We start from the raw sequence: 25,860 nt of genomic DNA on the forward strand, positions 1-25,860 counted from the left end.
GGCGAGTGGATCGCCCGGCGCGTCGCGGACTCGCACGGCGGCACCCTGGATCTGGACCGCGACACCGGCCGCGCGGTGATGGAGCTCCCCTCGGTCTCGGGGGCGACGCCATGACCCGGGGGGACCCGTGACCCGGGAGGGATCCGCGCCACCGGGCGAACCCGCGACGGGGGCGCCGGAAGGGCCCGCCGCCCGCAGCGCGGCTGGCACGCGCGCCGCCGTGTTCGCGCTGGCCTTCGCGGTCCTCGCGGCCGCGCTCGTCCTCGGCGTGCTGGCCTACCGGCGGGTGTCCGCGCAGGTGGCCGCTCGGGAGGACGTGGCGCGCGCGACGCGGCTGATCGAGCGCGCGGACGTCACGATCGCGCGCGTGGACGGGCTGGTGCGCGGACAGGTGCGTCCCGGGCAGGCCGAGGAGGCGGCCGAGGTCAGCGAGGACCTGCGCGGGTCCCGGAGAGACGCGAGGGAGGCGGCCGAGCTGCTCGAGGGCGCCGTGCAGGAGTTGCCGGCGGGGGAGGCGGAGCGCGCCCGCGACGGAGCGGAAGCGGCTCGCGCGCGCGCCGCTCTGCTGGACGCCGCGCGCCCGCTGCTGGACGCCACGACCAAGGCGGCCGAGGCGATCGGCCCGGCCCAGGAGGGCTGGGAGCTGCTGCTCACCGCCGAGGAGCGCTCCGATAAGGCGGTGGAGCTGTACAACCGGCACGAGCGCGACGAGGTGCGCGAGTCGCTCGACCTCACGCGGCAGGCGGCCGGGGAGGTGGGCCGGGCCCGAACGCTGTTCGTGAAGGCGGCCGCGGCGATGCCCGAGGCCGACCTGGCGCCTTACGTCGAGTACACCGAGGAGCGGCTGCGGATGCTCGACCTCGCCGAGCAGGCCGACCGGGCGTTCCTCGACGGCGATCTCGCCGGCGCGAACCGGCTCTCCGCGCGGTTCAACGAGCGGGAGCGGGAGCTCGTGCGCATGGCGGAACGGCTGCCGGCCTCCCCGGGAGAGCCGATACAGGCGGCCTACGACGCGCTCGTCGGCGACGCCCCCGAGCGGTACGCGGAACTGCGCGAGCGGATGACGACGCTGCGGTAGCGCCGACGCCGGCGCTAGCCCTCCTCGTACCCGGCGCCCATGCGGGCCAGGGCGCCGACGTCGCGCACCACCACGCGCCTCCCGTGCACGTCGACGAGCCCCTCGTCCCGCAAGCGCGCGAAGGCGCGCGACAGCGTCTCGGGCACGGTGCCGAGCGCGGCGGCGAGCTCGTTCTTGGACATCCCGAGGTCGACCTGGAGTCCCTGGGTGGTCGCCTGCCCGGCCGCCAGCGCCCGCTCGAAGAGGTAGCGGGCGAGCCGTGAGGGCACGTCGAGCGCGAGCGTCTGCACCACGCTGGTGAAGTTCACGACGCGGCGTGCGAGGTCGGCGACGATGTTCCGGGCGACGTCGGGCTCCTCGGCCATGAGCTCGAAGAGCGCCTCGCGCGGCAGCCAGGCGACCGTCGCCGGCGTGACCGTCTCGACGTTGGCGGGGTAGCGCGAGCCCGCCAGCGCGGCGACCGCGGCGACCGGGTCGCCCGAGCCGACGTCCTCGAACGTGAACCGCCGGCCGTCCGCGCCGAGGTGGAAGACCCGTGCGCGCCCGACGACCATCACGCCGAAGGACCCGGCGGCCTCGCCTTCGGTCACCAGGCGCGAGCCGGACGGCAGGTCGGTGACGCGGGCCTGCGCGGCGAGTCGAGCCACGGCGTCGTCGTCGGCGGCGCGCCACAGCCGGCACTCGCGAAGCGCGGTGAAGACGTCGGCGCGCCCGCCTCCGGGTCCCGCCACGCGCGCCTCCCTCCTTCGCCGCCGTGCCGCCGCTTGCGGCGCGGCCGTCCTCGCGCCGACGCCGCCGTCATAGGACGGCGCGATCGGTCTTCGGCTCGAAACCTTATCGGAACCCTGAGGATTCTTCCCGGATTTGACGTCCGTCAAGGAACGGCGTCCGTCGCGCGCCTAGATTCCAGGTGCAGGAGGCGGACGATCCGCGGGCGGACGAGACGCGGCTGCGACCGCGGAGCGGGTCACGAGGGCGAGGAGCGGCGATGCCGGCGGCGGGGGAGAGGGTCGAGCGGGCGCTGCGCGACCGCAAGGTCGCGCGAGACGTGCGGGTGCTGGGGGACTTCCAGGCCATCTACTGCCGCGGCAACCACGCGGGCGGGCAGCGGCGGCCGCTGGAGAGCCTCGGCGCGAGGCTGGGTGCCTACGGCGACAGGGTGCCCGCCGTCTGCGAGGAGTGCGCGGAGTTCCTGCGTTACGCCGAACGGCGTCGCGCGCTCTGCCCCCACGACCCCAAGCCGCAGTGCAAGAACTGCCCGAAGCACTGCTACAGACCGGCCATGCGGGAGACGGCCCGCGCGGTCATGCGCTACGCCGGACCCCCCGCGATGTTCCACGGCCACGCGGCGGACTCCGTGGCCCACATGCTGGACCGGCCCGTCCGGGCCCTGCGCCGCCTCGGCGGACGTCCCGGCGGCGAAGAGGCGGCCCGGGAGATGGAAGGGAGGACGAGATGAGCGAGACGGCCACGAGGCAGATCGTGAGGATCGACGAGGAGCTGTGCAACGGGTGCGGCGTGTGCGTCAGCCCTTGCGCCGAGGGCGCCATCGAGATCGTCGGGGGCAAGGCGCGCGTCATCCGCGAGGAGCTCTGCGACGGGGCGGGGTTCTGCCTGGGCGTCTGCCCCACGGGCGCCCTCACGGTAGAGACGCGCGAGGCGGTCCCGTTCGACCACCGCGCGGTGGAGGCGCACCTCGAGGAGCGCCCCCGGACCTACGTCGCGCAGAGCTGCTTCCGCTGCGGCACCACCGAGGACGCACGGCCCGTGATGCCGGTGCGCGTCAAGGGCGAGAGCACGTGGGTGTGCACCGCCTGTCTGCCGGCGCTCATCCACGGGTAGTCCTCGCCGAGCGTGCTGACCGGATGAGTGCCGGCAGCCGGACCGAGAGGAGACCTGATGTTCTGCAACCAGTGCGAGCAGACCGCCAAGGGCACGGGGTGCACCACGGTGGGCGTGTGCGGCAAGAAGGAGGACGTGGCGGCGCTGCAGGACCTGCTCGTCAACGCCCTGCGCGGCCTGGCGGTCGTGGCACTGGCGGCCGAGGAGCGAGGCGTCGGCGCCAAGGAGGCCGCGCGCTTCACGGCCGACGCGCTGTTCGCGACGCTGACGAACGTGGATTTCGACGCCGCCTCGATCGCCGAGAAGGTCGACGAGGCGGTGCGCCTGCGCGAGGAGCTCGCCTTCGAGGCGGGCGCCGACGGCGCAGGGGAGCACGCCTCGCTCGCGCCGGCCGCGACGGTGGAGGGCAAGGCCGAGCAGGGCGCCGAGCTCGGCGGCCCATGGGACGCCTCCCGCGACCCCGATGTGGTGGCGCTGCAGCGGACGACGCTCTTCGGCTGCAAGGGCGTCGCCGCCTACGCGCATCACGCGCGCATCCTCGGGCAGGAGGACCCGGGCGTCTACGCGTACCTGTTCCGCGCGCTCGCCGCGCTGGGTGACCGCTCGCTCGACCTGGACGCTTGGGTCGCACTGGCGCTGGAGTGCGGCAAGGCGAACCTGCGCGCGATGGAGCTGCTGGACGCCGGCAACACCGGCACGTACGGCCATCCCGTGCCGACCGAGGTCCCGCTCGGTCACCGGCCGGGCAAGGCGGTGCTGATCTCGGGTCATGACCTGCGCGATCTCCAGCTGCTGCTCGAGCAGGCGGCCGGCAGGGGCGTGGACGTCTACACGCACGGCGAGATGCTGCCCGCGCACGCGTACCCCGAGCTGAAGCGCCACCCGCACTTCCACGGGCACCACGGCACGGCGTGGCAGAACCAGCACCGCGAGTTCGAGGCGTTCCCAGGCGCGATCCTGATGACGACGAACTGCCTCATGCCGCCGCGCGACTCGTATCGCGAGCGGCTGTTCACGAGCGGTCCGGTGCACTTCCCCGGAGTCCCCCACGTCGAGGGCGACTTCCACACCGTCGTCGACAAGGCCCTCGCCATGCCCGGCTTCACCGATGCCGAGGACAAGGGCGGCGTGATGGTGGGCTTCGGGCGTGACGCGGTCCTCGGCGTGGCGCCGCAGGTGCTCGAAGCCGTGCGCTCCGGGGCGATACGTCACTTCTTCCTGGTCGGCGGATGCGACGGCGCGCGCCCCGGGCGCGACTACTACACCGAGTTCGTCGAGAAGGCCCCGGCCGACATCGTCGTGCTGACGCTGGCCTGCGGCAAGTTCCGTTTCTTCGACCGCAAGCTCGGCGAGATCGGGGGGATCCCGCGCCTCCTCGACGTCGGGCAGTGCAACGACGCGTACAGTGCTATCCGGATCGCGGTCGCGCTCGCCGAGGCGTCGGGCGTCGGCGTCAACGAGCTGCCGCTCTCGCTCGTGCTGTCGTGGTACGAGCAGAAGGCCGTCGCCATCCTGCTGACGCTGCTGCACCTCGGCATCACCGACATCCGCCTCGGGCCCACGCTGCCGGCGTTCGTCACGCCGAACGTGCTGGACGTGCTCGTCGAGAAGTCCGGCATCCGTCCGATCGGCGAGTGCGCCGCCGACGACCTGCGCGCTATCCTGGGCGACGAGGTCGCGGAGGTGGTGTGAGCCCGATGAAGGAGCGAGGGGCCCCCGCGCGGGCGCGCGCGTTCCATGGTGAGGACCCGAAGGTGCGCGCGGAGCACTCGCGTCACCGGATCCGCGACCGCGGGAACCGCCATCCCGGCCCCCCGCCGCGGGAACCGTAGGGCCGGCGGCTGGAAGGACCATCCGAGGCACGGCGTTCGCTGCGTCGAGGAGCGTGAACCCGATCATCCGACATGTATCGCGGCGCATCCCGCCGCTGACGGCACGGGCGGTGCGGGCGTGGCATCGCGTCTCGGCGCCCGCGGCCTTCGCGCTCGCCCTGGTCGTGGGCCTGGTCGCCTTCGGCGCCTTCGCGCGCGCGGAGTTCCCGGTGGGGCCGGCGCGCGTGAGCGTGGCGACCGCACCGGCCCTGGAGGGGCGCACCACGCTGACCGCGCCGCCGTTCGGCAGCGTCTCGGCGCCGACCCACCCGGCGCCGGTGCGCCTCGAGGCGACGCTCACAGAGGTCGACGTGCCGCGCCTCCAGCGCCTGGCCGAGAACGGCGTCCCCGACGAGGTGGCGCAGACCGAGCTCACGGACAGCCTGCGGCGCGGGGCGTGGAAGGCGGTCGGTACCGGTCTGCTGGCGGCCGCCGTGGCCTCGGCGTTCGTCGGCTGGTCGCTGCGGCACCGGTTGTGGGTGCTCGCCGCCTCGACGGCGCTGGGCGTGGCGGTGCCGGCGGTGCTCGTCGGCTGGACCGCGCTGGCCTTCGACGCCACGGCGTTCCAGCGGCCGACGTATACCGGCGCGCTGTCCTACGCGCCCTCGCTCGTGCAGCTCGTGCAGGAGCGAGTGAGCACGGTCGAGGGCGCGCGCGAGAAGGTGTCGCAGTTCACGCGCGAGCTCGCCACCTACTACGCACGCCCGCAGAGCTTCGCGTCCGGGGGCGCGATGGAGGGCACCTTCCGCGTGCTGCACGTCAGCGACACCCACCTCGACCCCGTCGGCGAGCAGCTCACGCGCGACCTGGCCTCGCGCTTCGAGGTCGACCTCGTGATCCACACCGGCGACGCGGTCAACTACGGCTCCGCCGTCGAGGCCTCCCTCGCCGCGGCCAGCCTCCCCGCGACCGTGCCGATCGCGTACGTGCCGGGCAACCACGACTCCCCGGCGGTGCTGGCCGAGCTGCGCGGGCTGCCCAACGTCACCGTGCTCGACCGTTCCTCGGCGTCCTTCGAGGGGCTGACCGTCTATGGCGTCGGCGACCCCCTGGGCGCGAGCACGGGCTTCGAGCCCGACACCGGGACCGCGCGGCGCCTGGGCGAGGAGGGCGCCGAGGACGTCCGGGAACGCATCGCCGCCGGCGAGGCGACGCCGAGCGTGGTGGCGGTGCACGATCCCGAGAGCGCGCCGCCCTTCACCGGCCTGGCCGAGGCGGTGCTCTTCGGGCACACGCACTCCCCGCAGCTGACGCGCGACGACGGCACGTGGATGCTCGGCCCCGGCACGACCGGCGGCGTGCACTTCTCGGAGCTGCGCCCCGACCCGCACATCCCGCACGGCGCCGCGATCCTGTACTACACCGCCGAGATGCCCCGCCGCCTCGTCGCGATCGACCAGATCGAGGTCGACGGCCGCAGCGAGCGTTTCACGCTGAGCCGCACCGTCGCCGACGCATCGTTGCTGCCGCCGGAAGCGGCCGCGGGCGGCGCCGCCGGCGACTGACGGTCCCAGTGTCCCAGTGGTACCCTGACCACGTGCGCGGGCGCACCGTCCCTTCGCGTGCTCCTGACGGCTAGGAGGCATGATGCCCGAGGAGATCCTGCACGTCCGCCAGCTCGCCGACGTCATCGGGCCGCGGCCCGCCACCACCGACACCGAGGCCGAGGCCGCCGGGTACCTGGAGGGCGTGTTCCGCAGGCGGGGCCTGGACGTGGAGCGCCAGGAGTTCCTCTGCCCGAGGACCGACTCGTGGGCGTTCGTCGTCTACCATCTGCTCACCATCGCCGCCGCCGCCGCCTCCGGCGCGCTGCCGGAGCTGCTGTGGCCGGCTCTGGGGGTCTCCGTCCTGACCGCGGCGCTCATGTGGTTCGACCTCGACTCGCGTTTCGGCCTGTCCTCGGTGATGCCCAAGGGGCCGAGCCAGAACGTGATAGCCCGGCACGTCCCCAAGGCACGCCGAGGCGAGCGCGTGCGCCGCGTGGTCGTCGTGGCGCACTACGACTCGGCCAAGGCCTCGCTGGCGGCCTCGCCGGGGATGGTCCGCAACCACACGCTGACCTTCGCGCTGATGAAGTACGCGACCTTCCTCGTGCCGGTCTTCATCCTCGCGCAGGCGGTGCTGCCCGCGGCGCTCGACCCGTGGCTGTGGTACGCGACCATGGCGATAGCCGCCTACCTGGTGGTGCCCGCGTCCATCAGCGTGCACCGCGAGCTGGCGATGCCGTTCGTCGACGGGGCCAACGACAACGCCTCCGGCGTGGCGGCGCTCCTCGGCGTGATGGAGCGCGTGGTGCCCGAGCCGCTCGAGGAGCGGTCCCGAGCGCCCGAGCGCGAGCCCGCCCCCCGGGCCGAGGAGGAGGACCTCGCCGAGGAAGCGGTGCCTGCCGACGCGCTGCTGACCTACTCGCCCGCGCACGCTCCCGAGGCCTTCGACGAGAGCTTCGCCGAGGACCTCTGGAGCGGCGAGACCGGCCCGATCGCGGGGCAGCGCTCGCTGCTGCCCGAGGCTGGTGAGGAGGAGCCGTCCGACGGCGACGGGTCGCAGGGTCGCTCCCGCTCCGAGCGCACCGAGGAGCGTCCGCGGCGGCGCGGGCTCTTCGGCCGGCGGCGCGGGGAGGCCGACGAGGAGCGGCGCGGCGTGCGCGACTGGCTCGGCGTCGGGCGTGCCTTCGACGCCCGCGAGGAGGGCCGCAACATCGGCAGCTGGGAGAACTTCAGCGACGACGACGAGGAAGGCTTCGGCTTCAAGGGGGGGCGGGCGTCCTACGACGCGCTGGACGACCCGCGCTTCGCCGCCGAGGAGGCCTCGCGCATCCGGCGCAGGGTGACCGAGCGCATCGACCGCGGGCTGGCCGACAAGGAGGTCTGGTTCGTCGCCACCGGCGCGGAGGAGGCGGGCTGCTGGGGCATGCGCGCGCTGCTCGAAGCGCACGGCGACGAGCTGCGCGAGGCGACGGTCATCAACATCGACAACGTCGGCTCGGGCAACGTGAGCTGGGTGACCGAGGAGGGCATGGCGCGCCGCCACCGCGGCGACCGGCGCCTCGCCTCCATCGCCAAGCGCGTCGCGCGCGAGCAGGAGCTGCCCGTGCGCTCCCGCGCGTACGGGGGGCTGTCCTCGGACGCCGTCCCCGCGCTCGCCCGCGGCTACAAGGCGATGAGCGTCATGGCCTTCGACATCAACGGGCGCCTGCCCGACCGGCACTGGAAGACCGACACGACCGACAACGTCTCCGAGGACAACCTGCGCGTCGCGGCGGAGTTCGTCACGGCCCTCATCCGGGAGCTCTAGCGGGAGCGGAGCCCCCGGCCCCGCCTTGCGGCCGACGGCCTTGGGGTCCGGCTGCCGTCAGCCTCGGCCCGACGCTTGGAGCAGGGCCCTCTGCGCGGGTCCCGCGTAGAAGGACAGCGCACTGCCGGCGAGCACGAGCACCGTGGACGCCCAGAAGACCGGCAGCATCAGCGGGCTGGCCTGCAGCGCCACGATCACGACCGCGAACAGCACGATGCCCAGGTGCAGCAGGCCCGAGCCCAGCTTCGTGAGGCGGCCCTCGGTCAGGTAGCTCGGAGCGCGCGTGCCCGCCACCGTGAGCGCCACGACGGCGAGCTGGATGAGCGCGGCGAGAAGCAGGTAGGCCGCGAGTCCCTCAGCGAAGCTGCCGGCGAGCGCCCAGACGGCGAGCCCGCCGCCGAGCATCGCGGCGGAGACGCCGGCGAGCACGCGTCGCGAGAAGAGCCGCCTGGGGACGCACAGGCCCATGACGACCACGAGCGCGACGACCTGCGGCGCGGCGACCGCGTTCATCGCGGTGACGAACCCTGTGTAGCCGAACTGCTCCCACCCGGGGACGGCGCGGTACGCCCACCACGAATACAGCGTGCCGAGGAAGCTCTGCAGGCCCAGCGACGCCAGCAGGCCGACGGTGACGACCATCAGCGTGAAGTCCCAGCCCCAGCGAGCCGGCTGCGTGGCGCCCTCGGGCAGGGGGGTCCGGCGCTCGGGCAGACTTCTCTCGCTACGCATAGCTGTGGGCTCCCGGGACGACGTAGGTGGCCAGGTACGTGAGAGCCAGAGTCACGAAGGACAGGGCCGCCAGCGCGACGACCCACCGCCACATCCCGCGCCGCCGCAGGTAGAGCCGGCCGTGCAGGTAGGCGGTGTAGAGCAGCCACATCATGATCGACATGTTGACCTTGCCCGACCACCACCAGGACTCGCCCTGCCACGCCATGATCGCCCATGGCACGCCGAGCAGCATGCCCGCTGTCAGCGGAAGGTAGCCCAGCCGCGCCCAGCCGTAGGCCACCGACTCGTAGCTGGAGTGACGGTGCCGGATCGTGAGCAGGATCGCCGCGAAGCTCACCACGAACGCGCCGTACGCGACGAACAGCAGCGGCGGGTGGACCCACATGTACCACGTGTTGTAGTAGAACTGCCGCGACGCCTCCATGCCCTGGAAGGCGCCGAACGCGGCCTGCGGCACGCCCGAGAGCATCGCGGAGAGGTACTGCCGGTACTGCCCGAGGAAGCCGGGCAGCGGGTCGGTGAAGGGCGAGCCCGTGAGCGAGGCGCCCAGCGCGAGAAGCCCCACCGCTCCCGCCAGCCACGGGAGGAGCTCGTCCCGGTAGCGCCTCACGAGGAGCGCCATGCCGGCGAGCACGAGCGCCCAGACGTAGAGCTTCTCGGACTCGACCCACAGCGGGACGGCCACGCGGCCCGTCACGGCCCCGGTCTCGGGGCTCACCACCTCGGCGATCCGCCACAGGCGCCAGTGCATCCATCCGAGCACCGCTTCGCCCGCCGCGAGCAGCGCGAACGTCGCGTACAGCGCGCGGGGCAGCCAGGCGCGCGCCGCGGGCACGACCGCGAGGGCGAGCAGCGCGGCGCCGGCGAGTGCGAGCGCGATCTCGAGCGGCCCTCCGACGGCCGCCACGGTGCGCAGCAGAGCGTCGAGCTCGGAGGCGGTGGTCGACAGCGGCATCTCTCTCCTCGGGGCCGTCCGTGTGCGCCAGTATAGCGACAGGCCTGCCACCGGGCGCGCCTCGGGGCGACAGGGGGCGGGCTGGGAGGCTCTGCCATTTACGCCGCGCAGCCGCCCGGGCTACACTCTCCTGGCCGGTCGTTCCAGGCGTCAACGAGCTGGAGGCCTTCGCCATGACGCCTTCCCGGATCGTGAAGAGCATCGCGCGCCGCGCCATGGTCTCTTGGCGGGAGCAGCCCACGCAGCAGGACATCGAGGCGCTCCAGGCCAACATCGCCCGCGTGGGCCTCGTCATCCGCATCCGCTGGTCGCTCGTCGCCGCGCTCGCTCTCTTCTCGGTGCTCGGGGGCTCCGTCTACCTGCGCGACGTACGGTTCAGCGAGTTGCTCGAGAACATGCTCGTGCCGGCGGTGGCGCTCGTGTTCGTGCTCGCCTACAACACCTTCTACCAGGCCACCTACCGCCGTCTGGGCAACATCGCCTTCCTCAACCACGCGCAGCTGCTCTTCGACATGGTCGTCGCGACGGTGCTCATCCACTACAGCGGAGGCGTCTACTCGTGGTTCGCGACGATCTACCTGCTCATCATCCTGGAGGGCGCGTTCATCCTCCCGAACCGCCGCCACGTCTGGTTCCTGGCGCTGGCCTCAGCGGTGATGTACGGGTCCCTCGTGTGGTCCGAGTACCTCGGGCTGCTCGCCCACGTGGACATGCCCTTCGTCGGCAACGAGCTCGCGCGCAACCCCACCTTCGTGGCGGTCCGCTACCTGTGGCAGCTCACCGTCATGTTCGGGACCGCCATGCTGAGCACGCTGCTGGTGTCCTCGGCGAGGGAGACCGAGGACGAGCTGCGTTCCCGCGTCATGCTCGACGCGAGGACCGGCCTGTACAACCGCCGCTACTTCCAGATGGCCCTGGCGCGCGAGGTGGAGCGCGCGCAGCGCACGGGATGCTCCGTGTCGGTCATCCTCGTCGACATCAACCAGTTCACGGCATTCAACGAGCTGTTCGGCATCGACGCGGGAGACCGGATGTTGTGCGCGATCGCCGATGCGGCGCGCTCGGCGGTCGACGCCTCCGCCGGCGCGAGGGCGGCGCTGGACACTGTATGCCGCTACGGCGGGGAGGAGTTCGCCGCGATCGTGGCGGACAGCGGACGGCGCAGCGCCGAGCGGCGCGACCCCCTCGCGCTCGCACAGGACCTGCGCGAGCGTGTCGCGGCGCTCCGCGTCGACGGCGGCAGCGTGACGGTGAGCGTGGGCATGGCCGCCTACCCTCGCGACGCGGACTCCCCCGAGCGGCTCCTGTCCGCGGCCGACGCCGCCCTGTCCGCCGCCACCGCGGAGGGCGGGAACCGGGTCATCGTCGCGTCCGGCGGTGCGGAGCAGGAGCGCCGCAGTGCCGTCTAGGGCGGCGCGCGCCGCTCTGCGCACCGCCGGCGCTCTCGCCCTCGCCGTCCTCGGGGCCGCGCTCCCGGTCCTGCTCCTCGTGCACTTCCCGCCCTACACCAGGGCCCTCGTGCTGGCCGTGGACGCGCCGGGGCTGTCCGGCCTGAGCCCGCAGGCGGCCGTTCGCACCGCCGAGGAGGTGCGACGGGTGGCGGCGGGGGCGCCCGAGGGAGGGCTGCCCGGGACGGTGGAGGGCAGGCGCGGGTTCGGCGAACGGGAGCGGGAGCACCTCGCCGACGTGCGCGACCTGGTAGCCGTGGCGCGAGGAGCCGCGCTGGCGGCGATCCTGGGCGCGGCGGTGTGGTGGGCCGCCGCCAGGAGGTCCGGGCGCGAGGAGGTCGCCGCCGCAGCGAGGTCGGCGGGGTGGCTGCTCCTCGGTGTGACCGGGCTGGCCGCCCTCGTCGGCCTGGCCGACTTCGGCAGGCTCTTCGAGCGCTTCCACGACGTCCTGTTCGCTCCGGGGACCTGGATGTTCCCCTACGACTCGCTGCTGGTGCGACTCTTCCCGGGACCGTTCTGGGCGGTCTCGGCCGCGGCGTGGGGCGGGCTGTCTGCGGCGTCTGGGCTCGCGTTGCTGATCAGCGGGCGTCGACAGCGGACGGAACAAGTGTAAACTTCTGGATGTCCCGCTCGGTGGGGCGGCACGAGGAGGGCCTAACCGCGATTGCGACGCCGACGGCGTCGCCAGTCCGAAGACGCATGGAGGTGATCGCAGGCATGGCGGCAAAGGAAGGCTACTGCGTCAAGTGCAAGACCAAGCGTGAGATCAAGGACGCCCAGGAGATCACGATGAAGAACGGCCGTCCGGCCACGCAGGGGCTCTGCCCGTCGTGCGGCACCAAGATCTTCAAGATCGGCAAGTAGCGACAGCCGCCGGTCAAGCGAGCGAGACGGCGCCACGGGGACGACCCCCGGGGCGCCGTTCCATTTGTTAAAGGCCAGGTCAGCACGGTCTCGAGCAGCGCGTCCCGCCTGTTGACAGGCCGCCTTGGGCAGGAGTAGCGTGCCATGAATCGGTGCCTGGACGGCGTGGGGGAAGGCACTCCCGCCAAGGAGACCGGAGGTGTCTCCTCACAATGAACGTCATCGTGGTCGGCTGCGGCCGTGTGGGCTCTCAACTCGGGACGATGCTCTCGGTCGAGGGGCACAACGTCGTCGTCATCGACAAGGACGCCGAAGCGTTCCGCCGGCTGGGGACCGCGTTCAACGGCGTCACCCTCAAGGGGCTGGGCTTCGACGAGGAGGTGCTCGAGGAGGCCGGCGTGCGCGAGGCCGACGCCCTGGCGGCGGTCACCGATCTTGACAACACCAACCTGATGGCCGCCGAGGTGGCCCGCAAGATCTTCGAGGTGCCGCACGTCGTCGCGCGCCTGTACAACCCGGTCCGAGAGCGCACCTACCAGCAGCTCGGCATGGACTATGTCTGCGGCACCACGCTGGTCGCCGAGTCGCTGCTGGACAAGATCAAGTCCGGCCACGGCCACCACGTGGTGAACCTCGGCGACATCGAGGTGATCGAGTTCCGCGCCGGCCCCGAGATCGAGGGCAAGCGGGTCCGCGACGTCGAGATCGACCGCCGGTTCCGCATCACCGCGGTCGTCCGCGAGTCCGTGCCGTTCCTGCCGGAGCCCGAGACGCTCATGCGGGCCGGGGACTTCGTCGTCGCCGCCGTCAAGCAGGACGCGTATGCGCGCATCGAGCGCTACATCGAGGAGTGAGCGGTGTACATCGTGATCAACGGGGGCGGCAAGGTCGGCTCCTATCTCGCGCGCACGATGCTCGAGAAGGGGCACGACGTCGCGATCATCGAGAAGCGCGCCGACGTCGTCGAGAAGCTCGCCGTGGAGCTGGGGCGACGCGGTATGATCATCCACGGCGACGGCTGCGACGCGTCGTTCCAGGAGGACGCGGGCGCCGGGCGCGCGGACGTGTTCGTCGCCGCGACCGGTGACGACGACGACAACCTCGTCGCCTGCCAGCTCGCCAAGACCGCTTTCGGCGTGCCGAGGACCGTCGGCCGCGTCAACAACCCCAAGAACGAGCGGATCTTCAACGCGCTGGGCATCGAGGCGATATCCTCCACCACCATCATCTCCCGGATGATCGAGGAGGAGGCGACCATCGGGGACATCCATACCCTGGCCGCTCTGCGCAAGGGCGACACGGCCATCGTGGAGATCGAGCTGCCGGTCGACCGCTGCGTCGTGTGCAACAAGAAGGTGGCCGAGCTCAACCTCCCCGTGGACTGCATCCTGATCGCCGTCATCCGCGGCGAGGAGGTCGTCACGGTCCACGGCGACACCGAGCTTCTGCCCGGCGACGTCGTCATCGCGTTCACCGCCGTCGCCCACGAGCGAACGCTCAAGAAGGCGCTAACCGGCAAGTAGCGCGTGAAGGAGAAGGCCGGATGGCCCTTCGCAGCCGCGTGGAGCGGCAGCCCATACCGAGGTTCGGCTCGCGCCGTGACTGGCCGCGCTACGCCGCCGGCATGCTCACCGAGGCCCTGTACGTGCTGGCGCTGGCTGGGGCCGCTCTCGGGCTCGCCGCGCTTGCGAGGATGGTCGCGCGGTGATCCGGCGCCCCACGCTGCAGGACCACAAGGTCGTCGGCAAGTACGTCGGCAAGGTGCTCGTCGGCGTGGGGTTGCTGATGCTGCCCGCCGCCGCGGTGTCGCTGGCGTTCCGAGAGTGGGACCCGGCGCTGGACCTCATCATCGGCTTCTCGGCATGCCTGATCGCGGGCTACGCCCTTCAGGTCGTCTGCCGGACGGAGCGCGACCTCAACTGGACGCACGGGCTGGTCGTGGCATCCGGCTCGTGGATCGCCGCGATGACCCTCGGAGCGATACCGTACTGGCTCTCGGGCCGCTTCGGCAGCTTCCTGGACGCGTCGTTCGACGTCATGAGCGGCTTCACGACCACAGGCCTCTTCCTCATGCAGGACCTTGACCACATCTCGTACGGGATGAACACCTACCGGGCCCTGCTGACGTACGCGGGCGGCCAGGGCATCATCGTGATCGCGCTGACGTTCCTGTTCAAGGGCACCGCGGGGGCCTACAAGCTCTACGTCGGGGAGGGCAAGGAGGAGCGGCTGCTGCCCAACGTCGTGAACACGGCCAGGGCGATCTGGCTCGTCAGCCTTGCGTGGCTGGTCGTCGGCTCCGCCGCGCTGTTCGCGGCCGGGCTGTTCCTCGGGCAGCGTCCGATGACCGCGTTCCTTCACGGGATCTGGGTGTTCATGGGCGGGTTCAGCACCGGCGGCTTCGGACCGACCTCCTACAACATGGTGCTGTACCACTCGTTCCTGTACGAGGCGCTCGTGATCGTGCTGTTCACGGCGGGCTCCCTGAACTTCGCCCTGCACTGGGCGCTGTGGCGGGGCGACCGGGCGGAGATACGCCGCAACATCGAGACGGTGAGCTTCGCGGCGACGCTGACGCTGTTCGTGGCCGGGGCGACGCTCTGGCTCGCGCGCGCGGGCATCTACCCGGACACGCTCACCCTGTTCCGCAAAGCCTTCTACCAGCTGATATCCGGTCATACCACCACGGGCTTCGGGACCATCTACGCTCGGTCCTTCGTCACCCAGTGGGGAACGGTGGGCATGCTGTTCACCATCGCGGCCATGGCGATCGGCGCGTCGGCGTGCTCGACGGCCGGAGGGATCAAGGGCATCCGCGTCGGCGTGATCACCAAGACTTTCTTCCAGGACGTGCGCCGGATGATCTCGGCGGAGTCCGCGGTGGTGCGTGCCCGCTACCATCACGTACGAGACCACGCGCTCGACGCGCCGGTCGTGCGCACGGCGCTGCTCATCACCGTGGCGTATCTCACGATGTACGCGTTCATGACCATCCTCAACACGCTCTTCGGCTACCCGTTGGTCGAGGCTGCGTTCGAGGGGGTGTCCGTCGCGGCGAACACCGGGCTGTCGTGCGGCGTGACCAACCCCGGGATGCCGGCGGTCATGAAGGCGGCCTTCATCGTCGCGATGTGGCTCGGCAGGCTGGAGTACATGTCCGTGTTCGCGTTCGTCGGCTATTTCGTGTCGATGGTGCGGGGGCGGTGAGGATGCGCCTTCGGACGCTGATGCCGGCCGTCGTGTTGTGCGCGGTCATGTCCTCTCCCTCCTCGGCCTCGGGCCAAGCGCGCACCCAGCCCGGTCCGGAGAGCCCGAACCGGTTCTCCTCGGCCGACCTCGTGGAGCGGCCCGGCGAGCTCGACGGGACGCGGATCGAGTTCTCCGGCGAGGCGATCGGCGAGGCGATGGTCCGCGGCGGCATGTCCTGGCTGCACGTCAACGACGATGCCTACCACCTGCGCAACATCGAGGAGGGCGCGGAGCTCGGGGGCTACAACTCCGGCATGCCGGTATGGCTCCCCTCCGGCGAGGCCGGCCGCGTCGCCTTCTTCGGCGATTTCCGTCATCAGGGGGACGTCGTGAGCGTGCGCGGCACGTTCAACGCAGCTTGCCTCGAGCACGGGGGCGACATGGACATCCACGCGGACGCGCTTTCGGTGGTCGCGCGGGGGAGACGCGTCGAGGACCGCGTGAGCCCCCGGAAGGTCTCGGTCGCGCTCGTGCTGACGGCCCTGGCCGCGGGTCTGTGGGCGCTGGACGGCAAGCTCGCCGAACGCACGCCCAAGGTCGCGTCCGCGCGCCAAGCCTGAGGCCGGCGGCGGCCGGCGGCGCGGCGGGCGGCTGAGGCGGGCGGCGCGTTGCCGATGATGGTGGGACGGTTTACAATACCCCCCGCCGCGGCGGAGCCCCCGCCGCAGGTCCTGCGGGCATAGCTCAGTTGGTAGAGCGACAGCTTCCCAAGCTGTAGGTCGCGGGTTCGAGACCCGTTGCCCGCTCCAGATCGATCGCTCGAAGCCGCCTCCCGGAGGCGGCTTCGGTCTTCTTGGAGGACTTCACGGCTCCGTATCGAACATACGTTCTAGAAGCCGTCCCCTCCCGGCCCCTTCGTCGAGCGACCGGGAGGTCGACATGTTCGAGAAGCCCGTCCCCGCCCGCCGGACGCCCGTCCACGCCCGCCCGCCGGGCGCCTTGTCGTGCCTTGTGTTCGTTCTGGCGTGCGTGCTCTGGCCGACGGGCGCCGCTCTGGCAGCCGAAGGTGTCTGGCCCGTCTCCTCGTCGGAGGTGCTCCTCGGTCACGCCGAGCCCTACACGGGTCCCGACGGGTCGCGAAGGACGCACAGCGGCGCGGACATCGCCGCGGATGCGGGGGAGGACGTGAGCGCCGGCCTGGAGGGCACCGTGTCCTTCGTGGGGCGCGTGCCCGCCGCCGCGGGAGGAGGCACGGTCCTGGCGGTGACGGTGGCCGCCGGCGACCTCAAGCTCACCTACCTGCCGCTGGCCGAGGCGTTCGTCGCGAAGGGTGACGGGATCGCGGCCGGCGACGTGCTCGGCTCGGCCGCGGACGCGGGCGACCCGTCCTCGGCGGGGGCGCACGTGCACGTGAGCGTGCGGCGCGGCGAGCTGTACGTCGACCCGCTCGGCGTGCTCCGGCCGCCCGCCGAGGCGCCCCCCGCGGCTCCGATGCCTCCCGAGGCGCCCGCGCCGAGCCGTGCCGCCGTGCCGCCGGTCGGGCCGCAGGCCGCCCCCGCGGCCGGGCCCCGGGCATCCGCCGCCGACGCCCCGGCGCCGAGGCCCGGCGCCGTATCCGCCCCGGCCCCGGCGGGCGTCGCCGCGGGCGTGCCGCCATCGACCGCGGCCGCTCCCGCTCCCGCGAAGGCGGCGGCGGAAGCAGAGGCGGAGCCGCCGGCGGTCACCGCGGAGCGGTCCGTCGTGTCCCGCGGGGCCGCGGGGACGGCCGATGCGGCCCCGGTCGAGGCCGGTGGAGCCGCGACGGGGTCAGAGGGCGCCGTCGGGCTTCTGGGTCTCGGCGGCGCCCAAGTGGTCGGCCTGCGCCTTCCCGCCGCGCCCGAGGCGCTCCTCGGCATCGCCGCGTCGATCCTGCTGTGGCTCGGGCTCCGCGTGAGTCCCGAGAGGTCGGCGGGTCCGGCGCCCTGCGCCGTGCCCGCCCCGTGCGAGGGGAGGTGATGCTCGTCTGATCGAACGAGCGGCCGGAGTGTCAGACCCGGGGGAGAGGATGCGTGTTGTGGAGGCGGCGGGTCGATGGTACACTCCGTAAGCTCATTTCCTGCTCCGGGCAGACGCCTTCCGGTCCCGGGGCTGCGGTAGCCCAGAGGAGGTGAACAGATGAAGGCTTACGAACTCATGGTCATCCTCGACCCCTCCCTCGAGGAGGAGGCGCGCGCGCAGGTCCTGGACAGGGTCCCGGGACTGCTGACCGCGAACGGCGCAACGGTGGACTCCGTCGACGATTGGGGCAAGCGAAGGCTCGCCCACGAGGTCGCCGGGAAGAGCGACGGCGACTACGTCGTCTACCAGTTCCACGCGCCCGCCGACTCCGTCGCCGAGGTCGACCGCGTCCTCCACATCACCGACCAGGTGATCCGCTACATGCTCGTGCGGCGCGAGGACCTCGATTAGATCCTCGCTCCGCGGCGGACGCGTGTCCGCACCAGGACGAGAGGGATGGGAAGCCTCATGAGCATCAACCGAGTAGTCGTGAGCGGGAACCTCACCAGGGACCCGGAGCTGCGGCAGACCGCCGGCGGCACGTCCGTGCTCAGCCTGCGGATGGCGGTCAACGACCGCCGCAAGAACGCGAGCACCGGCCAGTGGGAGGACGCCCCCAACTACGTGGACGTGACGATCTTCGGCCAGCGCGCCGAGGCGCTCTCGCGCTTCATGCGCAAGGGCGCCAAGGTCGGCATCGAGGGCAAGCTGCGCTGGAGCGAGTGGGAGAGCCCCGCAGGGGAGAAGCGCAGCAAGCTCGAGATCATAGCCGACGAGGTGGAGCTGTTCAGCGGCCGTGAGAGCGGCGGCGGCGGTGGCGGCGCACAGGCCGCCGGCGGACCGATCGACGACCTCGAGGGCGAAGAGATCCCCTTCTGAAGGACCCGGACGGCGGCCCCTCCGCCGTCCACGAACCATCCACGGCCAAGCCGTCGGAGGGAGGTAGGAGAATGTCAGCGGAGTACGCACGCAGGCCGAAGCGCAAGTTCTGCGCGTTCTGCAAGGACAAGGTCGAGTACATCGATTACAAGGACTCCCAGACGCTGCGCAAGTTCATGACCGACCGGGGCAAGATCAAGCCTCGCAGGGTCACCGGGACCTGCGCCCAGCACCAGCACCAGCTCTCCATGGCGATCAAGCGGGCGCGCGAGGTGGCGTTGCTGCCCTACTCAGTCCCGGTGGTCAGCACTCGGACCGAGGGCCGGGGCAGGGGAAGGTAGGCCGGTGTCCCGCCCGGCCGACATCTTCCGCACGACGCTGCTCGCCGCGGCTTGCGTCCTGGCCGGGCTGCTCCTTCCGGGGCTGCCCATCCTCGCGCTGCCGCTGGCTGCCTTGGGGCTCGCGCGGCTCTGGGCGTCGGGCAGCCGGGTCCTTGCCGTCGCCGCCATCGCGGCCGCGTCGGGCTTGATGGCCCTGGCCGACCCGGCGGCGGCGCTCCTCGTCGCGGTCTCCATGGCGGCCGCAGGCCCGGTGGCGGTCCTGGCGCTGCGCACCCGGTCGCCGCTCGCGGTGGGCACGGCGCTGACCGGAGCGTCCTTCGCCGCGACCGTCGGCGCCCAGGCGCTCACGGCGACGTGGAAGGGCACCACGCTGGTCCGCGAGGTGACGACCGGTGCCGCGGAGGCCGTGGAGCTGGTCGCGTCGACCCTCGGCGAGGCCGACATGGCTCGCGTGGCGGATGTCCAGCGGCTTCTCGTCGCCACATGGCCCGCTACGTACCTGCAGGTCGCCGCTGCCGCGGCACTGCTCGCGACAGCGGCCGCCGGGTTGGGGGCGCAGCTGGGAGGGCTGACGGTCAGGCGCTTCCCGCCTCTGTCGAGGCTCGACCTGCCCGTGCACGTGCTATGGCTGCCGGTCGCGGCGATAGGCGGGCTCGCCGCGGGTAGGATCGCGGGCCTGGGGTGGCTGCAGACGGCGGCGCTCAACGCGCTGCTCGTCTCGCGGGTCCCGCTCGCGCTGCAGGGCCTCGGTGTCTTCGCGGCCACCTACGAACGCGTGGGGCTGCGCAAGACCGGGCGCGTCCTCGGATACGCGCTCGCGGTCTTCGTCGAGCTGACGACGTACGCGATCAGCCTGGTGGGGCTCATCGACTTCTGGGCGAACTTCCGGCGTCTGCCGCGCGACGGCGCGCCGCAGGGCGCGCAGCGGCTTGAGGAGCCGGGCGCGCCCGGATAGAGTTGGAGGCACCCTCGGCGGGTCCGTTCTGCGGGGGTGGACACACGAGAGGACAGCGATGAAGGTCATCCTTCTGCAGGAGCTCAAGGGCAAGGGCAGCGAGGGCGACGTGGTGGAGGTGGCGCGCGGCTTCGCCGTGAACTACCTGTTCCCGCGCAAGCTCGCCGTCGAGGCCACGAAGGGCAACGTCAAGCAGCTCGAGGCTCGCAGGGGCAACATCGAGAAGCGCGAAGAGGCGCGGCGCACCGACGCGCGGTCGATAGCCACGCGGCTGGAGGGCAAGACCGTCCTCATCCAGGCGCGGGCCGGAGAAGGCGGGAGGCTGTACGGTTCGATCACGTCGCAGATGATCGAGGACGCGATCCTCGGCCAGCTCGACGTGGAGATCGACCGGCGCAAGCTGGACGTGCACGGGCACATCAAGGACCTGGGGGACCACGCGGTCTCCGTCCGCCTGCACAAGGACGTGGCGGCCACCGTGAACGTGCGGGTGGAGGCCGAGGGCGGCGAAGGCGTGCCCGGCGCCGAGGCCGCGACCACCGAAGCGCCCGCCCCGACCGAGGAGCAGGCCGCCGAAGCCGAGGAGGCCGAGGAGGCCGCGGGGGCGGAGGAGACCGCCGGCGCCGAGACCAGGTGGGCCGAGGAGGCAGGCGGCACGCCGGCGGAGGAGACCGAGAGCGAGTAGCGCCGCGGGCGCCGTGGCGCCGGCGCGCGTCGGATGGAGGGACGTTGTCGGAGCGCAAGGCCGGTGAGGCACACCTGAGGGCGGTGTCCTCGTCGGGTCGCGTGCCGCCGCACAACCTCGATGCCGAGCAGTCCCTGCTCGGGTCGATGTTCCTCTCCCAGGACGCCGCCGACGAGGCGTTGGGCAAGCTGCGTCACGAGGACTTCTACCGTCCCGCGCACGGGCGCATCTTCGAGGCGATGGGCCACCTCAACGGACGGGGTCAGCACGTCGACCACATCACGGTGGCCGACCGCCTCGAGGCGACCGGTCAGCTCGAGGCATCCGGCGGGCGCGAGTACCTTCTCGAGATCACGCGCGTGGTGCCGACGAGCGCCAACGCGGAGCTCTACGGCGAGATCGTCAAGCGCACCTCGATCCTGCGCCAGCTCATCGCGGCGGCGACCGAGATCGTGTCGCTGGGCTTCGAGGCGCCCGACGACCTCGACGCGGTGGTCGTGGACGCGGAGAAGCGCATCTTCGACGTCACGAACCAGCGCGTCCAGAGCAACTTCCGCGACATCAAGGAGCTGCTGGAGGCCGGCTTCAAGCAGATCGAGGCGCTCGGCGACAAGCCGGAGCACGTCACGGGGGTGGCGACGCGCTTCGTGGACCTCGACCACCTGCTGGCCGGCTTCCACGCGGGCGACCTCGTCATCCTGGCCGCAAGGCCGTCGGTGGGCAAGACGGCGCTGGCGCTGAACATGGCCGTCGGCGCGGCCAAGAGCCGCGCGCGCGTAGGCATCTTCTCGCTGGAGATGTCCTGCGAGCAGCTCATCCAGCGCGTGCTGTGCGCCGAGGCCCGAGTCGATTCGCACAAGCTGCGCGTGGGCGCGCTGAGCGACGACGACTGGCACAAGGTCGCCCAGGCCGCCGGCGAGCTCAACGGGCTGGACATGTACGTGGACGACACGCCGGCCATCTCGATCCTCGAGCTGCGCGCCAAGGCGCGCAGGCTCCTGCGCGGGGCGGAGCAAGGGCTCGTCATCGTCGATTACCTGCAGCTCATGCAGCCGCAGAACCGGCGGTCCGAGAACCGGCAGACCGAGATCGCCGACATAAGCCGGGGGCTGAAGATCCTGGCCAAGGAGCTCGGGGTCCCCGTGCTCGCTCTCTCGCAGCTCTCGCGCGCGGTCGAGGCCCGACCCGACAAGCGCCCACTGCTCTCTGACCTGCGCGAATCCGGAGCCATCGAGCAGGATGCCGACGTCGTCATGTTCATCCACCGCGACACCCGCCCACCGCTCGGTGACGACACCGAGGACGACTCGCGAAGGCACTTCCCGGAGAAGGGGATGGCCGAACTCATCGTCGCGAAGCACCGCAACGGGCCGACCGGAGTGGTGCACCTCACGTTCAACTCGAACTTCACGAGGTTCGGCGACGCGACGACGAAGAACCGCTGACCCGCAGCCGGCCACCGTCGGTGCGGCCCGTCTCGCCAGGCCGGCCGCCGTCCCCTGCGCGCTACGCCCCCTCCGCCCCGAACTCCTCGGGCGCCCGTCCGATGGCGCGTATCGAGCACGTCGAGATCGCGTAGAGTCCCAGGTCCTCGGCCCGAGCGATGACGCGCGGCTGGTCGGCGCCCGGGTTGAGGTAGACCACGGCGATCGAGTCGCCGGCCTCGCGCTCCATATCGGCGAGCGCCTCCAGCACCTCGATCGCCGCGTCCTCGTGCAGGTAGATGCTGGCGATGAAGGGCAGGGACGGCAGGTCTCGCACGTCGGCATACACGCTCTGTCCCTCGATCTCGCCGCTCCTCGGGTTCACGGGCCACACCGTATAGCCCTCGTCGGTGTACGCGCGCACCGCCTTGTTGCCGAACTTCGCGCGGTCGGCCGACGCGCCGACGACCGCCACCGGCCGCTCGATCCTGCGCGCCCGGCGCGCCCCCTCAGGACCCTCGTAGGGATGCTGGCTGCGCTCCCTGGTCTGCTCCTCGAGGGGTACCTGGTGCCCCATCCCGCTCAACTTCGTGTCAGGCATCGGCTGTCTCCTCGGCCGCCTCGCCCAGCATGCCCTCGAACTCGCGGGGGTCCCAGCCCACCATCGCCCGGTCCCCCACCACCGTAACCGGAACGCCGTACTGGCCGGTGATCCTGACCATCTCGGCGAGCCCCTCGCGGTCGCTGGACACGTCCACATCGGTGTATCGGACGCCCTTTTCGGCGAAGTACCTCTTCGCCACGGTGCAGTAGGGTCATGTCGGGGTCGTGTAGATGCGGACCGTTCGCGTGCCGACGGGCATCGCCACCGCCTCCTCGTACCGATTGCGATGCGTATTCGTTCCAGCGGGGAGCGGCGCGTAAACAGCGCGGACCCACGCCGTGGGAGGCGCGGTGGCGTATGCTGCTGGCGGCGGGTCGCGCCCCCTGGGGCGGCAGCGACCGCTCCGAGCGGAAGGGAAGGACGTATGCCCGAGGACCAGCGGTTCGACGTGGTGATCGTCGGATCGGGACCGGCCGGCATCTTCGCGGCGCTCGAACTCGTGAGGGCCGGGCGCAGCCGCGTGGCGATCGTCGAGAAGGGGCACGGCCTCGAGGCTCGCCGGTGCCCGGCGCGGCAGGAGTACTGCATCAGCTGCCCCAGCTGCGACATCACGAGCGGCTGGGGCGGCGCGGGCGCGTTCTCCGACGGCAAGCTCACCCTCACCCCGGACGTGGGCGGCTGGCTGGCGGATTTCGTCGGGCGCGAGGGGCTCGAGGAGCTCATCGCATACGCCGACGGGCTCTGGGTCGAGTTCGGCGCCGACGCCGGCGTGCACGGCCCGGATCCCGACACCGAGGCCCGCCTCGTTCGCGAGGCCGTGCTGGCGGACATGCGGCTGGTGCCGATGCGCCTGCGTCACCTCGGCACGGACCGCGCACCGAAGGTCCTCGCCGGCATGCAGGATCACCTCGCCGCGAAGGGCGTGACCGTCCTCATCGACACCGAGGTCACCAGCATCCTGGCCGACGGTGGCCACGCGCGGGGCGTGGAACTCGCCGACGGCAGTCGGCTGCGCTCGAACGCCGTGATCGTCGGGCCGGGGCGCGTGGGCTCGGGCTGGCTGGCAGCGGAGGCCGAGCGGCTCGGCATCGGGCTGGTGAACAACGCCGTGGACATCGGGCTGCGCGTGGAGGTCCCGGCGCCGGTGATGGAGCGCCTCACCGAACCGCTGTACGAGGCGAAGCTCATCTACCACAGCCGGGCGTTCGGCGACGAGGTACGCACCTTCTGCATGAACCCCTACGGCGAGGTCACGACGGAGTGCTACGGCGACATCGTCACGGTCAACGGCCACTCCTACGCCGAGGACCGCACCGCCAACACGAACTTCGCGGTGCTCGTCAGCCAGCGTTTCACCAAGCCCTTCCGCGACCCGATCACCTACGGCAAGTCGGTGGCGAACCTCGCCAACCTGCTGGGCGAGGGCATCATCGTGCAGCGCCTCGGCGACCTTGAGGCCGGACGGCGCTCGACGCCGGAGCGGTTGCGGCAGTCGGTCGTCGAGCCGACGCTGCCGCAGGCCACCCCCGGCGACCTGTCCTTCGTGCTGCCCTACCGGCACCTCGCCGACATCCTCGAGTTCCTCCACCGCATGGACGAGCTCGCCCCCGGCGTCGCGCGCCCGGGCACGCTGCTCTACGGCGTGGAGGTCAAGTTCTACTCGTCGCGCCTGGAGCTCGACTCCACGCTGATGACGCAGGTGGCGGGGCTCTATGCGGTGGGCGACGGCGCCGGGGTGACGCGAGGTCTCGCGCAGTCCTCGGCGAGCGGGATCGTCGCCGCGCGCGGCGTGCTCGCCCAGCTAGCGGGGTAGGGGGGAAGTCCTACGGCTCGGCGAGGGCTCGCTTGAGACTGCTGATGAGTGCCGGGAGATCGTGGCGCAGTACCGCCGTCACGATGTCGAGGTCGACGTCGAAGTAGCCGTGTGCGAGCCTGTCGCGCACCCCCACGAGTCGCTTCCACGGGATCGTCCGCCCACTCGTCGCGCATCCGGGAAGATACGTTCTTCGCCGCCTCACCCATCATCTCCATTGCCGTACCAGCGCCAGCGCCGACACTTCGTCGCGGGCGAGCGCGCGCGTGACGTCCCGCGTGGATCTCAGCCGCCTTCCGAGCGGCGTCGAGCATGTGTTGAAGCCGTACGCAGTCACTCTCGCGCGCACAGCACCTCGGCTTCGCGCAAGACGCCGTCTAGGATGTAGCGGCTCAGGGAGGCAGGCGTGTGCAGATCGACTTCGCGGCCCAGAAGCTCCGACGGCTCTTCCTGGCGCATCGGCCCGCGGCGTTGCGGGTACCTAGGGGCATCCGGCCGGAAGGAGGAGGGCATGTCCGAACGCATCGGCATCGTCGGCTCGGGTCCCGTCGGCAAGGCGCTCGGCCGGGGCTTCACGGCCCGAGGGCACGAGGTCGTCATCGGGTCGCGCGAGCCGGAGCGGGCCGACCTGGTGCGGTGGCGCGAGGAGGTCGGGACGGCCGGCTGCACGTTCAGCGACGCGGAGGCCGCCCGCTTCGGCGAGATCGTGGTCTTCGCGGTGAGCTGGGAGGGGCTCGAGTCGGCCATCCGGCTCGCGGGCGAGGAGAACCTGCGCGGAAAGATCGTCATCGACTGCACGAACCCGCTGCGGCATCACGGCGCCGGGATGGACCTGGCGCTGGGCTGGAACGACTCGGCGGGGGAGCTCGTGCAGCGGCTGCTGCCCGACGCGAGGGTCGTCAAGACGTTCAACCACACGGGCTCCGCGGTCATGGTCGACCCCGACCTCCCGTGCGCGCCGCCGACGATGTTCCTGTGCGGGGACGACGCGGGCGCCAAGGAGCGGGTGGCGGGGCTCCTCCACGACTTCGGCTGGGAGTCCCTCGACGTCGGCGGCATCCAGCGCTCGCGGCTGCTCGAGCCCCTCGGCATGCTGTGGATCCTGTACGGCCAGGCGAGCGGACGGTGGGACCACGCGTACAAGGTGCTGCGCCCGGAGGCCTGACCCGGCGGGGAGTCAGACGCGCACCTTCAGGAACTCGGGGGCGAGCGAGGCCGCCCAGGCCCTGATAGCGGGCCAGTCGCGGTAGTCTCCGTCCGGGACGCGGCTCAGCCAAACGAGCAGGCGCTCTCCGGCCTCGAGCTTCGCGCGGTCGATCGCGCCGGGGAAGGTGACCGCCGAGATCGGCTCGGCGATCTCGGCGGGCGGTTCCATCCACGCTTCGATGATGCGCTCCTTGCGAGGAGAGTCGCCGAGGATGCTCAGGCACACCTGGAAGTACGCGTGCGGCATCCGCCGGAGCGCCTCGCGGTTGCGCTCGATGAAGCGCACCGCCTCGGGCATCCAGCGGGCGTTGTACACCGCGCTGCCTATGACCGCGCCGTCGTAACCCTCCACCGCGGGGGCGCGCTCCACGGGGGTGACGTCGACGTCGACGCCCTGCGCGCGCAGCTCGTCCGCCACGGTCTCCGCGACGCCACGCGTGGCGCCGTGCCTGCTGGCGTACGCGACGAGGACGGGCATGGGCTGACTCCTTGCCTCAGGGGGCTTCTCTCGGTAGCTACCCAATGACGCCGGTGCCGCGGGTCGCTCGGCGGGCAGGCCAGGGTCGGCGGGCGTCCGATGGGTGTACCGAACGCAGGCGGACTTCACATTCGGTGCTACCGTACGCAAGGTCCTCGAGGA

At 71.9% G+C, this 25,860-nt stretch carries 30 protein-coding genes and 1 tRNA gene; 24 read left to right on the forward strand and 7 right to left on the reverse strand.

Annotation, left to right across the window (positions count from 1 at the left end):
• Positions 1–220: 220 nt before the first annotated feature.
• Positions 221–1,078 (forward strand): hypothetical protein, encoded by an 858-nt coding sequence (locus IBX62_10185; protein ID MBE0477454.1) that lies wholly within the window; start codon positions 221–223, stop codon positions 1,076–1,078.
• A gap of 14 nt (positions 1,079–1,092) precedes the next feature.
• On the opposite strand, the gene IBX62_10190 is transcribed toward IBX62_10185, so the two are convergent.
• On the reverse strand, positions 1,093–1,809 hold the full coding sequence (locus IBX62_10190) for a Crp/Fnr family transcriptional regulator (GenBank protein MBE0477455.1): 717 nt from the start codon (positions 1,807–1,809) through the stop codon (positions 1,093–1,095).
• 257 nt (positions 1,810–2,066) lie between these two features.
• Between IBX62_10190 and IBX62_10195 the strand changes: the two genes are divergently transcribed.
• The 5 genes from IBX62_10195 (at position 2,067) to IBX62_10215 (ending at position 8,085) form a co-directional block, all read left to right on the forward strand.
• Positions 2,067–2,537: a nitrous oxide-stimulated promoter family protein gene (locus IBX62_10195; GenBank protein ID MBE0477456.1), complete on the forward strand. Its 471-nt coding sequence runs from the start codon at positions 2,067–2,069 to the stop codon at positions 2,535–2,537.
• Positions 2,534–2,920 carry a 4Fe-4S binding protein gene (locus tag IBX62_10200; protein MBE0477457.1) on the forward strand — a complete coding sequence of 129 codons (387 nt, stop codon included), beginning with the start codon at positions 2,534–2,536 and terminating at the stop codon, positions 2,918–2,920. Before IBX62_10195 ends, IBX62_10200 begins: the two co-directional genes overlap by 4 nt.
• Positions 2,921–2,977: 57 nt before the next feature.
• Positions 2,978–4,612 carry a hydroxylamine reductase gene (hcp, locus tag IBX62_10205; protein ID MBE0477458.1) on the forward strand — a complete coding sequence of 545 codons (1,635 nt, stop codon included), beginning with the start codon at positions 2,978–2,980 and terminating at the stop codon, positions 4,610–4,612.
• A gap of 193 nt (positions 4,613–4,805) precedes the next feature.
• Positions 4,806–6,296: a metallophosphoesterase family protein gene (locus IBX62_10210; protein ID MBE0477459.1), complete on the forward strand. Its 1,491-nt coding sequence runs from the start codon at positions 4,806–4,808 to the stop codon at positions 6,294–6,296.
• Between the two features lie 82 nt (positions 6,297–6,378).
• On the forward strand, positions 6,379–8,085 hold the full coding sequence (locus tag IBX62_10215; GenBank protein MBE0477460.1) for a M28 family peptidase: 1,707 nt from the start codon (positions 6,379–6,381) through the stop codon (positions 8,083–8,085).
• Between the two features lie 57 nt (positions 8,086–8,142).
• On the opposite strand, the gene IBX62_10220 is transcribed toward IBX62_10215, so the two are convergent.
• Both IBX62_10220 and ccsA read right to left on the reverse strand, forming a co-directional pair.
• On the reverse strand, positions 8,143–8,817 hold the full coding sequence (locus IBX62_10220) for a hypothetical protein (GenBank protein ID MBE0477461.1): 675 nt from the start codon (positions 8,815–8,817) through the stop codon (positions 8,143–8,145).
• On the reverse strand, positions 8,810–9,775 hold the full coding sequence (gene ccsA, locus IBX62_10225; GenBank protein MBE0477462.1) for a cytochrome c biogenesis protein CcsA: 966 nt from the start codon (positions 9,773–9,775) through the stop codon (positions 8,810–8,812). Before ccsA ends, IBX62_10220 begins: the two co-directional genes overlap by 8 nt.
• Positions 9,776–9,948: 173 nt before the next feature.
• On the opposite strand from ccsA, the gene IBX62_10230 reads away from it, so the two are divergent.
• The 16 genes from IBX62_10230 (at position 9,949) to dnaB (ending at position 21,618) form a co-directional block, all read left to right on the forward strand.
• Entirely contained in the window at positions 9,949–11,184 is a 1,236-nt protein-coding gene (locus tag IBX62_10230; GenBank protein ID MBE0477463.1) for a GGDEF domain-containing protein, read from the forward strand.
• The gene (locus IBX62_10235) at positions 11,174–11,836 is read left to right on the forward strand and encodes a DUF1461 domain-containing protein (GenBank protein MBE0477464.1); all 663 of its coding nucleotides are present in this window, start codon (positions 11,174–11,176) and stop codon (positions 11,834–11,836) included. Before IBX62_10230 ends, IBX62_10235 begins: the two co-directional genes overlap by 11 nt.
• 86 nt (positions 11,837–11,922) lie before the next feature.
• Positions 11,923–12,087, forward strand: a complete 165-nt coding sequence (locus IBX62_10240; GenBank protein MBE0477465.1) for a hypothetical protein — start codon at positions 11,923–11,925, stop codon at positions 12,085–12,087.
• A gap of 212 nt (positions 12,088–12,299) precedes the next feature.
• Positions 12,300–12,941 (forward strand): TrkA family potassium uptake protein, encoded by a 642-nt coding sequence (locus IBX62_10245; GenBank protein MBE0477466.1) that lies wholly within the window; start codon positions 12,300–12,302, stop codon positions 12,939–12,941.
• A 3-nt stretch (positions 12,942–12,944) separates the two neighbouring features.
• Positions 12,945–13,610 (forward strand): TrkA family potassium uptake protein, encoded by a 666-nt coding sequence (locus IBX62_10250; GenBank protein MBE0477467.1) that lies wholly within the window; start codon positions 12,945–12,947, stop codon positions 13,608–13,610.
• Between the two features lie 20 nt (positions 13,611–13,630).
• The gene (locus IBX62_10255) at positions 13,631–13,795 is read left to right on the forward strand and encodes a hypothetical protein (GenBank protein MBE0477468.1); all 165 of its coding nucleotides are present in this window, start codon (positions 13,631–13,633) and stop codon (positions 13,793–13,795) included.
• Positions 13,792–15,294, forward strand: a complete 1,503-nt coding sequence (locus IBX62_10260; protein ID MBE0477469.1) for a TrkH family potassium uptake protein — start codon at positions 13,792–13,794, stop codon at positions 15,292–15,294. The genes IBX62_10255 and IBX62_10260 overlap by 4 nt, the downstream gene beginning before the upstream one ends.
• 2 nt (positions 15,295–15,296) lie before the next feature.
• The gene (locus IBX62_10265; GenBank protein ID MBE0477470.1) at positions 15,297–15,896 is read left to right on the forward strand and encodes a hypothetical protein; all 600 of its coding nucleotides are present in this window, start codon (positions 15,297–15,299) and stop codon (positions 15,894–15,896) included.
• 113 nt (positions 15,897–16,009) lie between these two features.
• Positions 16,010–16,085: transfer RNA gene (locus IBX62_10270), tRNA-Gly, on the forward strand.
• Positions 16,086–16,215: 130 nt separating this feature from the next.
• Complete coding sequence (locus IBX62_10275) at positions 16,216–17,271, forward strand: M23 family metallopeptidase (protein MBE0477471.1); 1,056 nt, start codon at positions 16,216–16,218, stop codon at positions 17,269–17,271.
• Between the two features lie 159 nt (positions 17,272–17,430).
• Positions 17,431–17,724 carry a 30S ribosomal protein S6 gene (gene rpsF, locus IBX62_10280; GenBank protein MBE0477472.1) on the forward strand — a complete coding sequence of 98 codons (294 nt, stop codon included), beginning with the start codon at positions 17,431–17,433 and terminating at the stop codon, positions 17,722–17,724.
• A gap of 57 nt (positions 17,725–17,781) precedes the next feature.
• Entirely contained in the window at positions 17,782–18,192 is a 411-nt protein-coding gene (locus IBX62_10285; GenBank protein MBE0477473.1) for a single-stranded DNA-binding protein, read from the forward strand.
• Positions 18,193–18,263: 71 nt separating this feature from the next.
• Positions 18,264–18,533: a 30S ribosomal protein S18 gene (locus IBX62_10290; GenBank protein ID MBE0477474.1), complete on the forward strand. Its 270-nt coding sequence runs from the start codon at positions 18,264–18,266 to the stop codon at positions 18,531–18,533.
• Between the two features lie 4 nt (positions 18,534–18,537).
• Entirely contained in the window at positions 18,538–19,488 is a 951-nt protein-coding gene (locus IBX62_10295) for a DUF2232 domain-containing protein (protein ID MBE0477475.1), read from the forward strand.
• 58 nt (positions 19,489–19,546) lie between these two features.
• Positions 19,547–20,173, forward strand: a complete 627-nt coding sequence (locus tag IBX62_10300) for a 50S ribosomal protein L9 (GenBank protein MBE0477476.1) — start codon at positions 19,547–19,549, stop codon at positions 20,171–20,173.
• An 83-nt stretch (positions 20,174–20,256) separates the two neighbouring features.
• Positions 20,257–21,618 (forward strand): replicative DNA helicase, encoded by a 1,362-nt coding sequence (gene dnaB / locus IBX62_10305; GenBank protein ID MBE0477477.1) that lies wholly within the window; start codon positions 20,257–20,259, stop codon positions 21,616–21,618.
• A gap of 61 nt (positions 21,619–21,679) precedes the next feature.
• Here dnaB and IBX62_10310 read toward each other — a convergent pair whose 3' ends face one another.
• On the reverse strand, positions 21,680–22,198 hold the full coding sequence (locus tag IBX62_10310; GenBank protein MBE0477478.1) for a CoA-binding protein: 519 nt from the start codon (positions 22,196–22,198) through the stop codon (positions 21,680–21,682).
• Complete coding sequence (locus tag IBX62_10315; GenBank protein MBE0477479.1) at positions 22,191–22,460, reverse strand: glutaredoxin family protein; 270 nt, start codon at positions 22,458–22,460, stop codon at positions 22,191–22,193. Before IBX62_10315 ends, IBX62_10310 begins: the two co-directional genes overlap by 8 nt.
• A 165-nt stretch (positions 22,461–22,625) precedes the next feature.
• Between IBX62_10315 and IBX62_10320 the strand changes: the two genes are divergently transcribed.
• Positions 22,626–24,014 (forward strand): FAD-binding protein, encoded by a 1,389-nt coding sequence (locus IBX62_10320; GenBank protein ID MBE0477480.1) that lies wholly within the window; start codon positions 22,626–22,628, stop codon positions 24,012–24,014.
• 10 nt (positions 24,015–24,024) lie between these two features.
• Here the strand turns inward: IBX62_10320 and IBX62_10325 are convergent, their stop codons facing one another.
• Positions 24,025–24,219 (reverse strand): DUF86 domain-containing protein, encoded by a 195-nt coding sequence (locus IBX62_10325; protein ID MBE0477481.1) that lies wholly within the window; start codon positions 24,217–24,219, stop codon positions 24,025–24,027.
• 306 nt (positions 24,220–24,525) lie between these two features.
• On the opposite strand from IBX62_10325, the gene IBX62_10330 reads away from it, so the two are divergent.
• A complete protein-coding gene (locus IBX62_10330) occupies positions 24,526–25,179 on the forward strand; it encodes an NADPH-dependent F420 reductase (protein ID MBE0477482.1) in 654 nt (217 codons plus the stop codon).
• A 12-nt stretch (positions 25,180–25,191) separates the two neighbouring features.
• Here IBX62_10330 and IBX62_10335 read toward each other — a convergent pair whose 3' ends face one another.
• A complete protein-coding gene (locus tag IBX62_10335) occupies positions 25,192–25,698 on the reverse strand; it encodes a flavodoxin domain-containing protein (GenBank protein ID MBE0477483.1) in 507 nt (168 codons plus the stop codon).
• Positions 25,699–25,860: the final 162 nt, after the last annotated feature.

Source organism: Coriobacteriia bacterium (assembly GCA_014859305.1).
Taxonomy (GTDB): domain Bacteria; phylum Actinomycetota; class Coriobacteriia; order Anaerosomatales; family Kmv31; genus Kmv31.